Genomic DNA, 17164 nt, shown 5'->3' with positions numbered 1-17164 from the left:
ATCAATCTTCTCCTAACTTACCCAAATCAATACGTGTTTCATAAAGTCCAGTAATAGATTGATGAATTAGGGTAGAATTAAGTACTTCTTTAGTTGATGTATAGCGTTTTCTATCAACTATTTTATCAAAAAATTTAAAAGCTGCTGGAGCTCCTAGACTGGTAAAAGTAAATAGATTGATAATATTATTAGCAAGTTCATCTACTGATATATTTTCCTTATTATCTTGGTAAAGCTTATTGATTTTCTCTAAATTAGCATCTGCTAGAATAACTCGATTTGAAAAATCGTTGATTATTTGAAGAATATCGTCGAAATAAGAAACATGTTGAACTACAAATTCCTGTTTTTGTTCAATTTCTTCTGGTTTTCCTTTTAGCTCATTGTAACGACTTGCAAGGTATAAGAACTTCATAAATTGTGTTGGTAAGGCTAGCTCGTTACCTTTTTGTAATTCACCAGCACTAGCAAGTAATCGACGACGCCCATTTTCTAATTCGAACAGACTATACTTGGGCAAAATCATTAATTTATCGTCCCTAATATTTAAATAACCTTTTGATTCAAGGAAAGCTGATGGATTTTTCTCAAATCTGGACCTCTCCATGATGGTAATTCCTAAAAGTTCCGTAACTGTTTTTAGTTTTTGTGCTTTACCCTTTTTGATATCAGCTACAACTAAAACAGAGTAAGCTACTATCGGACTATCAAAACCTCCATATTTCTTAGGATCTAAATAAATATCCTTCGTTTTTCTTGGAATCAACTTATCTGAGTTACCATGCGCCAAGATTGATTCCTTAGAGAAACCACCTGTCTGAATCTCTGTCTTCTTCACGATATTGACCTGAGGGTATGACAAGACTTTTCTAACTGTCGCAAAGTGTTTCTTTTTATCCCAAACAATTTCACCCGTATCATTATTAACTTCAATATCATCTTTTACAACAACGGTTCCATCCGCTAAAGTTACCTTAGTTTTAAAGAAGTTCATAATATTTGAATAGAAAAATAGCTTTTCTGTAGCGGATTTACGCGTTTTGTAACTATTATATTTTGGATAGTCGCCGTAGACAAATTCTGGCTCTAACTGAGGATATTTGGTTAGAATAGCTTTAGCAACTACTGCATTAAGATAGGCATCATGTGCATGGTGATAATTGTTAACTTCACGAATTTTATAGAATCCAAATTCTTTTCGGAAATTTGAAACCAAATTTGACTTCAAGGTTACAATTTTAACTTTGCGGATCCTTCTACCTTTACTATCAAGCTCATTATTAAAGCGTTCATCCAAGATACGGGCAACATGCTTGGTAATTTGTCGTGTCTCAACCAACTGACGTTGGATAAATCTTGCCTTATCATCGGAAGTTAGGCCTCCGCGCTCTGCCTTAGTCAAATTATCATACTTACGCTGACTCATTAACTTAGCATCAAGTAATTTTTTCCAGAAAACTTTACAATCTTTTACAATTTCAAGGCTAGGAACATCATCTGACTTTCCACGATTTTTAGCAGATGATACCAAAACACGATTATCAATAGAATCATCTTTTATGAAAGCTTGAGGAATAATGTGGTCAATATCATATTGACTTAAATTATCAATATCCAGAGCCTTTCCTGTATACATATCTCTTCCGTTTTGTAAGTAGTAAAGGAAAAGTCTTTCATTTTGCAACGCTTGATTATCCGTAGGATATTCTTTCAAAATATTGCCATTCAAGTCACTAGCTAGATTCTTAACGCCATCATCAAGAAGTTTATAGCGTTGTCGAGAGTTACGACGACCTTGATTTGTTGTTTGATTCTCACGCGCCATCTCAACCACAATTTGTTCAGGTTCGTATCCCATGACTTTAACAAGCTCATCAACAATTTTCAAACTTTGTAGAATTCCCTTTTTAATAGCAGGGCTACCTGCAAGCTCACCTACAACTTCTTTTAGATTATCTGAATGACTACCAGCCTGTGCCTTACTGATAATTGATTTGAAAGATAGACCATCATCATGTATCAACTGCATAAAGTTGCGATTAGATTTACCATCATCAATAAGATAGTCCAAGATTGTTTTTTGACTCTCTTTATCTCGAATACCATTGATTAACTTAGCAGACAATCGTCCCCAGCCAGTATAGTGACGACGATAGAGTTTTTTTAGTTGTGACTCTGTAAAAAGATCTTTATAGTTTTCAAGACGCTTCTTGATCATTTCTCTGTCTTCGAATAAGGTTAGAGTTTGGACGATATCTTCCAGAATAGACTCATTATCTGGATTATCAAGAAAATCTTTGTCTAGTATTTTTTTGAGATCGTGGTAAGTTCCCAATGAGGCGTTGAAAGCTTTATTTTCTTTATCTAGACCAATAACATCTACTATCCTAAACTCCTCATATTCTTTAGCCAGAAAATCTAGCAACTTCTTCTTGGATACCTTACGATGTTCCTTGAATACTCCATCAAAGATTTCTTGTTTAATATTGCTATCAAAAAAATAAGTCTCACCTTGCTCATTTTTATATCTAACCTTAGTCAACTCATTATAGACCGTAAATTTTTCATAAATAAGACTATGTTTTGGTAGGACTTTTTCTTCAGGAAGATAGAGGTCATTGTTGGTCATACGATGGATAAAAGCTTCCGCAGATGCTTCCTTATCAACCAATTCTTCAAAATTCCAAGGTCGAATACTGTCATCTGTTTTGCGAGTCATCCATGCAAAATCACTCTTCTCACGTGCTAGTGGCCCGACATAATAAGGAATTCTAAAGGTAAGGATTTTTTCAATCCTATCTAGATTCTCTTTCAAGAATGGATAGTATTCTGATTGACGTCGAATAATAGCCTTCAATTCTGTCAAATGGACTTGGTGTGGAATTGAGCCATTATCAAAGGTCCTTTGTTTTCTCAAAAAATCTTCATTCTTGATTTTTTCAAGAAAATACTCGCTACCTTCTTGCTTGGTCAACAATTTTGACAAGTATTTATAAAATGCTCCTTGATTAGTTTTGCCTTCAATATAACCAGCGTAGCCATCTTTTGATGAATCAGTAAATATTTCTTGATATTTCTCAGGCAATGAAGCTTTTACGAATTGTTTTAACTGTTTCAAGTCCTCTCTATGTTCATCGTAACGCTGAATCATAGAGGCAGAAAGTGGCGCCTTGGTACTGAGATCAGTTACTGTAAGAATGCCAGATAAAAGAACACTATCATATAGCTTTTTCGCTACTGAGAATAAGTCAGCAAATTCATCACCAATCTGCCCAAGAAGATTTTCTAAATCTTCATCGTAGCTATCCTTAGCAAATTGAAGCGGCGTTTTATCTTCCAAATTGAAATGTTTCTTGAAGTCAGCTTGATTTCCGACAATCAATTTCAAAAATTCTGCAAAAATGCCAGTAGATTTTTGGTTAGGATACTGCGCTAAAATGCGATCTTTCTTCGCAGACTTGCTAATCTTATCTGTTAGAATTCCCTCTACATCTATGTTTTGAGATAACAAATGGTTATTTTCGAAGGTAGTATCAAAGATTTCTAAAAAAGCTTGATATTGTCTTTGAATATCAGTATTCCTCACATCAAAGCTATCATCCTCAATTAGGAAATGTCCTCTGAATTTAATGATATGAGCTAGAGCCAGATAAAAAAGACGAAGGTCTGCTTTTTCTTTCTTGTCAGCTAATTCTTTTCTCAAGTGATAAATCGTTGGGAACTTTTCATGATAATCTTTCTCCTCCTGCATTGTTGCAAAGATAGGATACTTGCTCCCTCTCTTGTCGTCCTCAACTAGAAAAGAATCCTCTAATCGATGAAAGAAACTATCATCAACTTTACTCATTTCCTCTGCAAAAATTTCTTGTAAATATAGAATACGATTTCTACGACGTGTATAACGACGGCGAGCAGTTCGCTTCAAGCGTCTATCTGAAGCAGTATTTCCACCATCAAAAAGCAGAGCACCTATAAGATTCTTCTTTATGTATTCTTTATCTGTATTCCCTAAGACCCTCATCTTCTTAGCAGGTACCTTATAATCATCTGTAATAATGCTCCATCCGACGGAATTAGTACCGATGTCAAGGCCTATTGAATATGGCTTATTCATAACTTTTCTCCTTTTATTTAAAATATCACTTTAAAAACGCAAACTTTAAAGTTTTGCTAATTTTTACTTGATTATTACATTAAAATAACATATAATAATTTTGTTGGAATTATTCGAAACAGCACAGCACGTTAAAATAAGGCAGTGATTTTTTAATCCAGTCCGTATTCAGCTTGAAAAAGTGAGCACCGATTCGGTGCTTTTTTTATGTCATTGTTATAATTCCGACATTTCTCATATTTGTATTATAAAAAAATCGCAAACAAAATGCAAGCGCTATTATAAGGCTTGCATTTTGTTTTTATATTTTCTTAATTTTAAATGTTTTCTACCTATTATCAAAAGAATTATAGTTATTGTTTCATAGATTAACAAAAAAATGATGAAACAATGGAGGAAAAAAGTTTCAGGAAGTATCCAAATTACTGGATCCGTTAGAGGATTAAATTGCCAAGTAGAATCTCCTGGAAAAAGCACCTCATGAAATAGAGTGAAAAACTGGTCAAAACCCAACAGAAAGGCACATACTACAATAAAAATAGGCAACATAATAGCTATCTTGAAAAAGCCTTCATATAGAAAGATACTTTTTTGCTTCCATCCACGTCTTAAAAAATAAATAACTGGAAAAGTTAGTATAACAAAAAGCCCATGCGCTAGAGTAAAAAGATATTTTACATCCGCAAAATGCTTTAAACCATCCTCTGAAGAAGGAAAGCTAGGCATATTTAAATCAGAGATAAAAGGATGAGTCAGATATATCATCAACTTATTAAAATTATAATAAATTGTTTCAGCCTTTAAATACACAACCTTTTCTAATTTTAAAAACTGAATTTCTATAGGATAGATCAACCAAGCAATATAAATTGTAGCTAGAGTTGCTAACGATATAATCCAAATCCAAGTTAAAACTACTAATAACTTATCCTTCATTAAATGTCCATTCATCTAAACTTGCTAAAACATAACTTGGTTGAATTGGTAAATCTGGTACTTCTTCAACTGTTGTAAAACCCGTTGTTACTAACAAAGTATCAATATCATTATTAATACCAGCCATGATATCTGTCAAATAATTATCACCGACCATGACTGCTTGATTTCTAGGAATATTTAAAATTTCAAGTGCCTTATTCATAATGATGGCATTTGGCTTTCCAATAAAGACTGGTTTTATACGCGTTGCGGCTTCTAATAAAGCATTTAAGGAGCCAGCACCGGGTAACAAACCACGTTCAGTAGGAATATTCAAATCTGGATTGGTTCCAATAAATAAAGCACCATTTTGAATTGCTAACGTAGCAGTTGCCAATTTATCATAAGTAACATTCCAATCTAAACCAACAACCACATAGGCTGGATTTTTTGTATCCTCCACATAACCTGCATCTGCAATAGCTTTTTTAAGCCCTTCTTCACCAATAACGTAAGCTGTTTTTCCACGGTTCATATCATTCATATAGTCAACCGTAGCCATAGTTGCGGTATAGATTGTTTCAAGTGGTGTTTCAACATTGAAGCCTCGAAGCATTTCCTGAACGCTTTCTGGTGTACGAGTCGTATTATTAGTTACTAACATATAAGGAATGCCTTTTTCTTGCAAGCGTTCGATAAAACGCTCTCCCGCTGGGATACGACTTTTCCCTTTGTAAATAGTACCATCTAAATCAATAAGATATCCTTTATAAGCCATTTAATCCTCCTTTTTCTCCTGCCATTCAATCCTAGCTTGAGCATGAATAGAATCGCCACCAATAATATCATGACGTGTCACAAGACCATCTTGATACCAATGAGACTTAATATCCGTACCATATTGGATTTCCTTAATATATTTTAAATCAATTTTTTTAGGAATGTGGCTACTTAGAAAATCTAAGTCCAACACATCATACATCCATTCTAGGTACTTACTATTATTAACATGTCCATTCATATCTAAATCAAAATAACGAACATGGTATTGTTTAACCTTACTATCTCCAATGGGATGATATTTCGGCCCTCGAATAACTTTTTTGATTCTTTGGGATTGGTAAATTGAAGTAATATCATCAAGAACAGGATGAATCTTCCGTGTTTTAAAATCCATTAAGACAAAAGCAGATGAAATCGTTATTATTTTTTGCCCGTCTTCACCATAAATATAAAAATAGCGGTAACACAATAATTTATTATGAGCTTTGGCTTCAGTCTCAATGACTATCTTTTCAGCATGCTTGGGTAAACGCTCAATATCAATAATATAATCTGTAACGACCCAAACCAATCCGTATCTTTTAAAAACGATGTCATCGCCTATTCCTAATTTTAAAGATTGTTTGGCTGAAATTTGTAACGCTAAAGCCAACAACTGCGGTAATTTCATATAATGATTAGTGTCTGATTCATAAAAAGGCACTTCGTAAGTTTCTCGATATAATAAACCCATTTTTTACTCCACAATAAATTTCTCGGCAACCGTATCTCCTAAGAAGAGACCTTTTTTAGTCATCTGGATAAAACCATTATTTTCTTTCAAAAGCCCATCACTTTGGAGTTCTTGAACAATCTGACCGTAACGTTTCTCAAAGGACGTTCCAAATTTTTGTTCAAATTTTCCGATGGAAACACCCTCTTTTTTACGAAGACCGAGGAAAAGCTCCTCTTCCATCATTTCATTTTTTGATAATACTTCTTCAGATAACCTTGCATTACCTTCTGAAACACCCTTTAGATAATGTTGTATTGGCCCTCTATTACGATAACGAATACCATCAAGATAACCAGAAGCACCTGCACCAACACCATAATATTCTACATTATCCCAGTACATCAAATTATGACGACTTTCAAAACCCGGCTTTGTAAAATTAGAAATTTCATAATGCTCAAAACCATTTCTTTCCATTTCAGAAATGATATATTCAAACATCTCGGCTTCTAAATCTTCTGTTGGCAAATGTAATTTCCCACGACGCATTTTATTCATAAATACAGTATGGTGTTCTAAAATTAAACTATATAAACTCAAATGAGGAATATTTAGAGAGAGAGCTTTGGCTACATTACTTCTAACATCATCCATCGTTTGTCCAGGTAAGGCATAAATTAGGTCAATAGAGATATTTTGAAAACCAGCTGTTTTAAGATCATCAATTGTAGAATAAATTTGTGCCTCATTGTGACTGCGTCCAATACGCTTTAAATGTTTATCATTAAAGGTCTGAACTCCTAGAGAAACTCTATTGACAGCTGACTTTTGAAGCACCTCTATTTTATCAACGGTTAAATCTCCTGGATTAGCTTCGATAGTGAACTCCTCTAAAGTATTTAGGTTTAAATCTCTAGTTAACTCCGTCAATAAATAGTCCAGTTGCACAGCGCTTATAGATGTAGGTGTCCCTCCTCCAATATATAAGGTGCGCAATTCTGTAATATCATAAGACCGAAATTCACGGATAAGAGCCTGAAGATAAGCGTCTACAGGCTGATTTTTAATAAAAACTTTTGAAAAATCACAATAATAACATATTTGGGTACAAAATGGAATGTGTACATATGCTGAGGTTGGTTTCTTTAACATGTTTCTATTTTACCACTTTGCCCTTAAAAAAACACTCCTCTAAAACTTGATAATATAGCTTTTTATTCCAAAATAAAAATAGAGATAAATCTCTATTTTATCTTATTTATAGGAAGGTCAATTCCTTTTGCTTTTAAATTCCATAGACATTCTTGTAGATAGTCTTGATTGTGCTCAGGATAGATAGGTGTCTCCAAGTCAACAGGATTAAGTGTATCATATCTTGGGCACTTCATTCCCCTATATTCTGCAATTAGCCATTCCTTAGATACACGATACCCACGCTCCATCATTTCTTCCATAACTAATTGATGATATGCAAATAACCTATAAGGTGAATATCGAAAAACATAATCAACAGTCTCATGTTTTCTCCCCCACCCATTCCCTCTCAATGCACAACACTCTCTATGCTGTCCTAAAAGTTGCTGCCTAGGCAATAACTCAATAATATCTTGATGCCATAATCTCATTTATATACCTCAACTATCAATCTTTTACTCTTCTTCGAAAATAGAAGAGTTTTGTAAATAAGAATTTGGGTATTTAGCTAATAGCTGTTTTAGAAAAGCTAACAGTTTTCTTCGTTGATAACCTGTTTTCCTGTATTTTTCCAGCAAGGTTAAAAATTCTTCTTTTTCTTGACGCTCTGCCTTATTTTTAAAATAGCCCCATATATGCATATAAGCATTAGTCACTTGTGATGGTGATTCTTCTAAAAGCACTGCTTGGTCAATGAGTGACTGAACGTCTAAAACGTTACAATTTGGTGATTTCAAAGTTTGTCTAATATCCAAATAAATTTTCTGAGATTTACTTAAGACTAAATACTTGTGTTTAGCCCATAATAATTCTGCTTCTTTAGTCATTTTCTCTAAACTCCCTTCTCAAATCAAAAAGAGAGAGAAAGGCGTATGCTTGATGCTCCACTCCAATTCCCTCTCTTTATTATTTTATAACATTGACGACTTTATAGCAGAATAACGCCGTTTTAATCTAAACCAATTTCTGTACGAACGACATCTGCGATAGTATCAACATAATAATCAACCGCTTCATTTGTTGGCGCTTCTGCCATAACTCTAAGAAGAGGCTCAGTACCACTAGGACGTACTAGAATACGACCATTGCCATCCATCTCTTCTTCCATTTTAGCAATAATTTCCGCAATTGCAGGAACTTCCATCGCTTTATCTTTCATGTTATTTTCAACACGAATATTTACTAATTTTTGAGGATAAATCGTCACTTCACTAGCTAACTCTGATAATTTCTTACCAGTTTCTTTCATGACCTTAGTCAATTGGATGGCTGTTAATTGTCCATCCCCTGTAGTATTGTAATCCATGATAATAACGTGGCCTGATTGCTCTCCGCCAAGATTATATCCTGATTTTCGCATTTCTTCAACCACGTAGCGGTCTCCTACAGCGGTAATCGCTTTATGAATTCCTTCACGGTCGAGCGCTTTATGAAAGCCGAGATTTGACATAACCGTTGTTACGATTGTATTCTGAGCAAGCTGCCCTTTATCAGAGAGATATTTCCCAATGATAAACATAATTTTATCACCATCTACAATCTCTCCATTTTCATCAACAGCGATCAAACGGTCACTATCACCATCAAAAGCTAGACCGATGTCGGAACCATTTTCTCTAACTAAACTTTGTAATTGCTCAGGATGTGTCGAACCAACACCATCATTGATATTCAAACCATCTGGTTGATCACCAATAACACTTATATCAGCATTCAAGTCTAAAAAGATATTCCGAGCTGAGGCTGTTGCTGCTCCATTTGCTGTATCCAACGCAACCTTCATACCTTCTAAATCAATACCAGTTGATTCCATAAACTTCTCATATTTCCGAAGTCCTTCAGGATAATCTACTAAAGTACCTAAACCTTGTGCTGATGGACGTGGTAAAGTGTCTTCCTTCGCATCAAGTAAAGCTTCAATTTCTAATTCACGATCATCATCAAGTTTAAAACCATCACTACCAAAGAACTTAATACCATTATCAAGTGCTGGATTGTGGCTTGCTGAAATCATAACCCCTGCACTAGCTTTTTCTGTACGGACAAGGTAAGACACTCCAGGAGTGGCTAAAACACCAAGTTTATAAACCTCAATACCTACTGAAAGTAGACCAGCAATCAAAGCAGATTCCAGCATTTCACCAGAAATACGAGTATCACGAGCTACAAAAACTCTCGGACGATCAGTTTCGTGTTGACTTAGAACATATCCTCCAAAACGTCCTAATTTAAAAGCCAATTCTGGCGTCAGTTCAACATTAGCTTCACCGCGAACACCATCTGTACCAAAATATTTTCCCATAATTTTTTTCTAGCGAAAAACGCTACCTCCATTTTTTTCGTTTTTATTATCTATTATTTTTTAGTAGTTGTCAATTGAACTGTTACTTGAGCAGGATCAACTGAAACATTGTTTGCAGAAAGATTAATTTTCTTTTCTGTATTTTTAGTTACGTCTGAAATATCTACCTCAGCATTAATAACAGAAATAGCTTCTAATGCCTCTTTTGTTCCTGAAATCACTGCTTTTTCTTGACTCAACTTGTAGTTAATTTTTGAAATACTATCGCTGAATTGTCCTACTGGTATCAAATTAATCGGTACTGTCTTGGTCAATTTTTTTACTTTGACAGATAAAGTTGCTTTAGAAGGGTGAATAATACTTGCTAATACTGTACCATCTGCTGTTACAGCTTGTAAAGTAACTGTCTTGTTAAAATCATCATCAAGAACTTTATCATCAAGGATATTGGCAGCGACATGGTCAATACGATCTATAATAGATTCATCACTAGTAACTTTAACTTTTGACACATCAACTGACATCTTATCGACTGCATAACCAGCTTTAATTTGCTTATCATTAACATGTCCATAAACCGGAAACTCTTTTGTTTTCTTTTTACCCATAGTTACTGTAATTGTTGTTGGAGAAACCGTAGCATTTACACCAGATGGCAAATTTACTACCTTTAGTGGGACTTTGTGAGTCCCTGGTTTCATATTTGTCAAATCGGCGACTACTTTAAATTTTCGTGTATCCTCATTTATTTCAGAATCTAGCTTAACACGATTAACCGATGACATATAGACATCTGCCCCATAAGAATAGCCACTAATAAAGTAATCATCACTATCGTATTTGATGTCTATTGGCACATCTGTTAGGGTATGTGTATATGTCTCAGACGCTCCTGCAATCTTACTATTGTCTTGATGGTTCATACTTGTTGCAGTTGCCGTTAAAAATAATAAAATAGCCAGAAAGAGCGAGACAACGCCTAACCAAAATTTATTTGTAAAAAATTTTTTCATGTCTACTTCCTCCTCAATAGTTGATTATACCAAGCTAATTTTGAGTTTTCCTCTTGATTTTGAATCAACTGAGTTCTCAGAATTGCTTCAAAGCTATCTTTAGAAAGATCATGTAAAAATTCACCTTTCAAAGCAACAGAAATACCACCAGTCTCTTCAGAAACAATAACTGTTAGTGCATCTGAATTCTCTGATAGACCAATCGCTGCTCTGTGGCGTGTTCCAAATTCTTTTGAAATCGAAGATGATTCTGATAGAGGTAAGTACGAACATGCTGTAGCAATTTTTTTATCTTTTACAATAACAGCACCATCATGCAGTGGTGTATTAGGAATGAAAATATTAATTAACAATTCACTGGAAATATCTGCATCTAATGGGATACCTGTAGCTATATACTCTTGCAAAGTTTGGGTACGTTCAATTGAAATCAAGGCTCCTATTTTACGCGGACTCATATAAGCAACTGCCTTAACAAGGGCATCTACTAGCTTTTCATCACTGCTTAATTGAGAACGTTGCGTAAATAGTTGTGGTGTTCGCCCAAATTTTTCGAGACCTGTTCTAATCTCTGGAGCAAAGATGACAACACCTGCAATTACACCATAAGTAACAATCTGATTCATCAAAAATGTAATCGTTGTTAGCCCTATCCATTCTGACACAAATCTAATGATGATAAACAAAATAACGCCCTGAATTAAGGACATAATTTTTGTGCCTGCTAGCGCTTTGATAAATTTATAAATCAGAACAGCTACTATGATAATATCCATGAGATGAATAAGGATCATCCATGGATTTTCCATAATGCTCGCCCAAAACTTTGAATCAATAGCTGAAAAAATATCCATATCTTCCTCTCTACTGGTAGCCTGTCGAAGAGTTTCTTGCTTAACTCCTTGATTTCTTATTTTCCATCGTCTACATTATACCATGTTTTCATAATATTTTCTTTAGCAAGAAAGCATCTTTTTATGATAAAATATCTTTATGAAAATAAATACAGCACTAGGAGTGGCTGCCGGTAAGTCTGCGCATTACCTTTTAAGTAAAATGGGACGTGGCTCTACTTATCCGGGTAGTTTAGCACTCAAATTCGATAAAGATATACTAGATACAATTGCCAAAGATTATGAAATTGTAGTTGTGACTGGTACTAACGGTAAAACCTTAACAACAGCTTTAACAGTTGGTATTTTAAAGGAAGCCTTCGGTCAGGTGGTAACCAACCCAAGTGGAGCAAATATGATTACAGGTATTGTTTCAACCTTCCTAACAGCTAAGAAAAGTAAATCTGGTAAAAAAATAGCTGTCCTTGAAATAGACGAAGCGAGTTTACCCCGTATTACACAGTATATAAAGCCTAGTTTGTTCGTCTTTACCAATATTTTCCGTGATCAAATGGACCGTTATGGCGAAATCTACACAACTTATCAAATGATTTTAGATGGAGCTGCTAACGCTCCGCAAGCTACTATCTTAGCTAACGGTGACAGTCCACTTTTTAATTCTAAAAGCGTGACTAACCCTGTGCAATTCTATGGATTTGATACCGACAAACATGAGCCACGATTAGCACACTATAATACTGAGGGTATTCTCTGTCCAAAGTGTCAAGCAATTTTAACTTATCGATTGAACACATATGCCAACCTTGGTGACTACACTTGTCCTAATTGTGATTTTGAACGTCCAAACCTTGATTATGCCTTAACAAGGCTAACACATCTGACAAATACTTCATCAGGTTTCGTTATTGATGGCCAACAATATAATATCAACGTGGGTGGCCTTTATAATATTTACAATGCTTTGGCGGCAGTATCTGTTGCTGAATATTTTGGTGTAGAACCAAGTCAAATTAAGGATGGATTTGATAAAAGCCGTGCCGTTTTTGGTCGTCAAGAAACCTTTACAATTGGAAATAAAAAATGTACTTTAGTTCTGATTAAAAATCCAGTAGGAGCTAGTCAAGCTCTTGATATGATTAAACTTGCTCCATACCCGTTCTCTCTCTCAGTACTACTGAATGCCAATTATGCTGACGGTATTGATACTTCTTGGATTTGGGACGCTAATTTTGAAACTATTCTCACGATGAATATCCCAGAAATATTTGCTGGTGGTGTTCGCCACTCTGAAATTGCTCGTCGCTTACGTGTAACTGGTTATGATGAGAAACGCATAAAACAAGCTGATAAACTGCAAGATATTATGACAATGATTGAACAACAAGAGACTGAGCATGCTTATATTTTAGCAACATATACAGCTATGCTGGAGTTTCGTGAAATTCTTGCTAACCACAACGCTATCAGAAAGGAGATGAATTAATGACTTATACCTCACTAAAATCTCCTACTACCAAAGATTATAAATACACTCTTAATGTAGCTCATCTTTATGGTAACCTATTAAATACTTATGGCGATAACGGAAATATCTTAATGATGAAATATGTGGGAGAAAAACTAGGATGTCAAATGACATTTGATATCGTTTCATTAGAAGATAGATTTGATCCCAACTATTATCAGATGGCATTTTTTGGTGGTGGACAAGACTACGAACAAGCCATTGTTGCACGCGATCTTCCCAATAAGAAAGAAGACATTAACAAATTCATTCAAAATAATGGTGTAATACTTGCTATTTGTGGAGGTTTCCAACTTTTAGGACAATACTATATTCAAGCTAATGGAGAACGAATAGAGGGCATTGGCGTTATGGGACACTATACGCTAAACCAAAATAATAATCGCTATATTGGTGATATCAAGATTCACAACGATGAATTCAATGAAACATATTATGGCTTTGAGAATCATCAAGGACGTACCTTTTTATCAGAAGACGAAAAACCTTTAGGAACTGTCATTTATGGAAATGGGAATAACAAAGAAGATGGTACTGAAGGGGTTCATTTTAAGAATGTTTTTGGGTCATACTTTCACGGTCCAATCCTTTCTCGTAATGCTAATCTAGCTTACCGTCTTGTGGCAACTGCCCTCCGTAACAAATATGGTAAAGAGATTGTCCTCCCTAGTTATGAAGAAATTTTATCTTTAGAGATTCCTGAGGAATACGGAGATGTTAAATCAAAAGCAGATTTTGAATAATATAAAAACCAGCGTTATCAATAACGTTGGTTTTTTACTACTATAAGGCCACTTAACCATACAAAAAACCTAGCCAAAGGCAAAGACTTTAACTAGGTTTTTTGATTTTAGTCTACAATAGCTTTTGTAATCTCTTCGGGTGTCATACGTGAGAAGTATTGACTTGTATCAACTGTTTTAAGCGCTGCTAAAACATCTTTGTAATCGTAGCGGACACCTTCCAACATTTTTTCAATATCATCTACAGGTTTCACTCCAAAGAAGTCACCAAAGATTTTGACAGATTTTATCGTTGAATTTTCAACATTAGCATAAGTCGTAATTTTTCCAGCTGGATAGCGGACACCACGTTCAATGGTGTATTCAGGTGCTTTACCATACGTCCAATCCCATGTAGCAAATTGATTATCGCGCATAGCTTGGATTTCTGATAACTCGGCATCACTCAAAACATATTCATCCATCTCTGGATATTCTTCCTTCATTTGAGCTAAAATGGCATCGCTAAATTCTTGTACTGTAATTTTATCTGAAAGATGGTCAACAATATTTGTAACACGTGCGCGTACAGATTTGATCCCTTTAGATTCAATTTTGTCTTTAGATACTTTGAGTGCTTGCCCTAAGACTGACATATCAACATCAAATAAAAGACAACCATGATGCATCATACGACCTTTGTAATAAGCTTGAGCATTTCCTGCAAATTTTTGTCCATTGATTTCTAAATCATTACGACCAGTAAATTCTGCTTTAACACCTAATTTAGCAAGAGTATCAATAACTGGTTTTGAAAAAGTTTGGAAATCAAAGGCACCTTCTTGTGTATTATTAGAAATAATAGTGTAGTTTAAATTATTCAAGTCATGATAAACCGCTCCGCCTCCTGACAAACGACGGACAACATGGATGCCATTTTTATCAATGAACTCTTTGTTAATTTCTTGAATTGTATTTTGATGGCGTCCAATAATGATAGCCGGTTCATTAATCCAAAGAATAAAAATTTCATCGATATCTGTCAACTTTTGAAAGGCGTAAGCTTCTAAAGCAACATTGTAAGCCGGATCATTAGACGTGTTAACGATATATTTCATTTTAAATTCCTAACTAATATTTTATAATATTCAGACAATATATACGTGAAAAGAGATTGAAGCTATAAAAGCTCAATCTCAAATATATTAAACAAAATTATTTGCGTTTTGGAGGGTTGTGAATAGCTTCACCGAGAACATCTAAGAAAGCTTCGTACATAACTTCAGAGAATGTTGGGTGACCATGGATAGATTGTGCTACATCATAGACAGTCAACTCATTTTCCATAATCGTAGAAGCTTCATTAATCAATTCCGCTGCAGCTGGACCAATAATGTGAACACCAAGAATCTCTTTATACTTAGGTTCAGCAATTACTTTTACAAAACCATGTGCTTCGTTTGAAGCGATAGCACGACCATTGCCTGTAAAGCTATTTTTACCAACTAATATGTCACCATATTGTTCACGTGCTTGCTCTTCTGTCATCCCCACCATTGCTACTTCAGGATGAGTATAAACAGCTGCTGGAGTGAAATCTAGATGTGCTTTACGCTTATTACCGCCGAGTGCGTTTTCAGCAGCTACTTCACCCATACGGTATGCAGCATGAGCTAACATACGAGTTCCATTAACATCACCTGGTGCATAGATACCTGGAATTGAAGTTTCTTGATAAGCATTAACTTTAATACGTCCACGTTCCATCTCAAGTTCAGGCTCAAGATTTTCAAGACCATTCATTTGTGGAACACGTCCAATTGAAAGAAGAGCTTTATCAGCAACAACTTCTTCACCGTTGTTTAATTTAAGCGTTAATTGATTATTGGCTTCAACAATTTCAGAAACACCAACTGATGTTTTAATCTTCATTCCCTTTTTAGCAAGGATTTTTTGAAGTTCTAGCGATACTTCTTTATCCATTGCTGGAATGATGCGATCAGCCATTTCAATAACAGTTACGTCAACACCGTATGAAGCCCATACAAGACCAAGCTCAATACCTACGACACCACCACCCATAACAGCAAGTGACTTAGGAATTTCACGTAAATCAAGAATATCATCTGATGTTAATACTAATGGTGATTCAATACCTGGAATATTAATACGAGATACCTTAGAACCAGTCGCAAGGACGACGTTACGACCTTTGATAACTTTATCGCCAATAACAACAGACTTATCAGGGTTTACTTGTCCAAGTCCATTGAAAATTTCAACTTTATTCGCTTTCAAGAGACCACGTACACCACCAGTCAGTGTCTTAACTACAGAATTTTTAAAGGCAACAGTCTTATCCATATCAATTGCATAGTTAGTTGAAGCAAGGTTGATACCACGTCCAGCTGCTACTTTCAAACCATCTAGGATTTCAGCATTTTTAAGATATGTTTTTGTAGGGATACAACCAACATTCAAACACGTACCGCCAAATTCAGTTTTCTCAACAATGGCAATTTTTCCTCCAAGTTGAGCACCGCGGATTGCTGCGTAATAACCTGCAGGGCCACCACCTACGACTACGATATCGTACTCATCAGCTGCAAGTTCTTCTTTAGGAGTTGCTGCTGCAACTGTCTCTTGTGAAGGAGCAGCAGGTCCAGAAACTGATTGACCATCTTCAGCTGTGATAGTTGCATCAGCCGAAGGTGATGACGTACCTACTTCTTCACCTTCTTCTCCGATATAGGCAATCACTTCAGTGACAGGAACAACATCTCCTGCCTGATGTACAATTTTTAAAAGTACACCAGTGTCTTCTGCTTCAATTTCCATATTGGTTTTATCAGACATGATTTCAAGAAGGACATCACCTTCATTAACGGTGTCACCTTCATTTTTTTTCCACTCAAGGATTTCGCCTTCTTGCATGTCAACCCCAAGTTTTGGCATAATTACATCAAAAGCCATTTTTTATTTCCTCTTTCGTTTTTCGAATAACTTATTATATCAAATTAAGAC

14 protein-coding genes are annotated in these 17164 nt (G+C 35.2%); 2 read left to right on the top strand and 12 right to left on the bottom strand.

Annotated elements, in window-relative coordinates; all coding sequences use genetic code 11:
• Position 1 precedes the first annotated feature (1 nt).
• From cas9 to cdaA, 10 genes are all read right to left on the bottom strand, one after another.
• Positions 2–4114 carry a type II CRISPR RNA-guided endonuclease Cas9 gene (gene cas9, locus QOR44_RS04290; protein WP_017648376.1) on the bottom strand — a complete coding sequence of 1371 codons (4113 nt, stop codon included), beginning with the start codon at positions 4112–4114 and terminating at the stop codon, positions 2–4.
• A gap of 279 nt (positions 4115–4393) precedes the next feature.
• Positions 4394–5050 carry a TIGR01906 family membrane protein gene (locus QOR44_RS04285; protein ID WP_000653357.1) on the bottom strand — a complete coding sequence of 219 codons (657 nt, stop codon included), beginning with the start codon at positions 5048–5050 and terminating at the stop codon, positions 4394–4396.
• Positions 5040–5810, bottom strand: a complete 771-nt coding sequence (locus tag QOR44_RS04280) for a TIGR01457 family HAD-type hydrolase (RefSeq protein WP_000323544.1) — start codon at positions 5808–5810, stop codon at positions 5040–5042. Before QOR44_RS04280 ends, QOR44_RS04285 begins: the two co-directional genes overlap by 11 nt.
• The gene (locus tag QOR44_RS04275; RefSeq protein WP_000523796.1) at positions 5811–6548 is read right to left on the bottom strand and encodes an acyl-ACP thioesterase domain-containing protein; all 738 of its coding nucleotides are present in this window, start codon (positions 6546–6548) and stop codon (positions 5811–5813) included. It lies immediately after the preceding gene.
• Positions 6549–6551: 3 nt separating this feature from the next.
• Positions 6552–7682, bottom strand: a complete 1131-nt coding sequence (gene hemW / locus QOR44_RS04270; RefSeq protein WP_000914667.1) for a radical SAM family heme chaperone HemW — start codon at positions 7680–7682, stop codon at positions 6552–6554.
• A 92-nt stretch (positions 7683–7774) separates the two neighbouring features.
• Positions 7775–8155: a TIGR02328 family protein gene (locus QOR44_RS04265; RefSeq protein ID WP_001241816.1), complete on the bottom strand. Its 381-nt coding sequence runs from the start codon at positions 8153–8155 to the stop codon at positions 7775–7777.
• A gap of 24 nt (positions 8156–8179) precedes the next feature.
• Positions 8180–8551 (bottom strand): YbgA family protein, encoded by a 372-nt coding sequence (locus QOR44_RS04260; protein ID WP_000159230.1) that lies wholly within the window; start codon positions 8549–8551, stop codon positions 8180–8182.
• 122 nt (positions 8552–8673) lie between these two features.
• Positions 8674–10026 (bottom strand): phosphoglucosamine mutase, encoded by a 1353-nt coding sequence (gene glmM, locus QOR44_RS04255; protein ID WP_000521427.1) that lies wholly within the window; start codon positions 10024–10026, stop codon positions 8674–8676.
• Positions 10027–10079: 53 nt separating this feature from the next.
• Positions 10080–11039, bottom strand: coding sequence for a CdaR family protein (locus QOR44_RS04250; RefSeq protein WP_000713234.1), 960 nt, complete (start codon positions 11037–11039; stop codon positions 10080–10082).
• A gap of 2 nt (positions 11040–11041) precedes the next feature.
• Positions 11042–11893 carry a diadenylate cyclase CdaA gene (gene cdaA, locus QOR44_RS04245; protein WP_000350949.1) on the bottom strand — a complete coding sequence of 284 codons (852 nt, stop codon included), beginning with the start codon at positions 11891–11893 and terminating at the stop codon, positions 11042–11044.
• A 139-nt stretch (positions 11894–12032) separates the two neighbouring features.
• Here cdaA and murT point away from each other — a divergent pair, with 139 nt between their 5' ends.
• Both murT and gatD read left to right on the top strand, forming a co-directional pair.
• The gene (murT, locus tag QOR44_RS04240) at positions 12033–13376 is read left to right on the top strand and encodes a lipid II isoglutaminyl synthase subunit MurT (protein WP_000700878.1); all 1344 of its coding nucleotides are present in this window, start codon (positions 12033–12035) and stop codon (positions 13374–13376) included.
• Positions 13376–14161 carry a lipid II isoglutaminyl synthase subunit GatD gene (gene gatD, locus QOR44_RS04235; RefSeq protein WP_000222744.1) on the top strand — a complete coding sequence of 262 codons (786 nt, stop codon included), beginning with the start codon at positions 13376–13378 and terminating at the stop codon, positions 14159–14161. The genes murT and gatD overlap by 1 nt, the downstream gene beginning before the upstream one ends.
• Positions 14162–14268: 107 nt before the next feature.
• On the opposite strand, the gene lplA is transcribed toward gatD, so the two are convergent.
• Together lplA and lpdA are read right to left on the bottom strand one after the other, a co-directional pair.
• Entirely contained in the window at positions 14269–15258 is a 990-nt protein-coding gene (lplA, locus tag QOR44_RS04230) for a lipoate--protein ligase (RefSeq protein ID WP_000875296.1), read from the bottom strand.
• 97 nt (positions 15259–15355) lie between these two features.
• Complete coding sequence (gene lpdA / locus QOR44_RS04225; RefSeq protein WP_000863368.1) at positions 15356–17113, bottom strand: dihydrolipoyl dehydrogenase; 1758 nt, start codon at positions 17111–17113, stop codon at positions 15356–15358.
• Positions 17114–17164: the final 51 nt, after the last annotated feature.

This window comes from Streptococcus agalactiae (genome assembly GCF_949788565.1).
GTDB classification, from domain to species: domain Bacteria; phylum Bacillota; class Bacilli; order Lactobacillales; family Streptococcaceae; genus Streptococcus; species Streptococcus agalactiae.
This window is presented reverse-complemented; position numbering and strand designations above follow the sequence as displayed.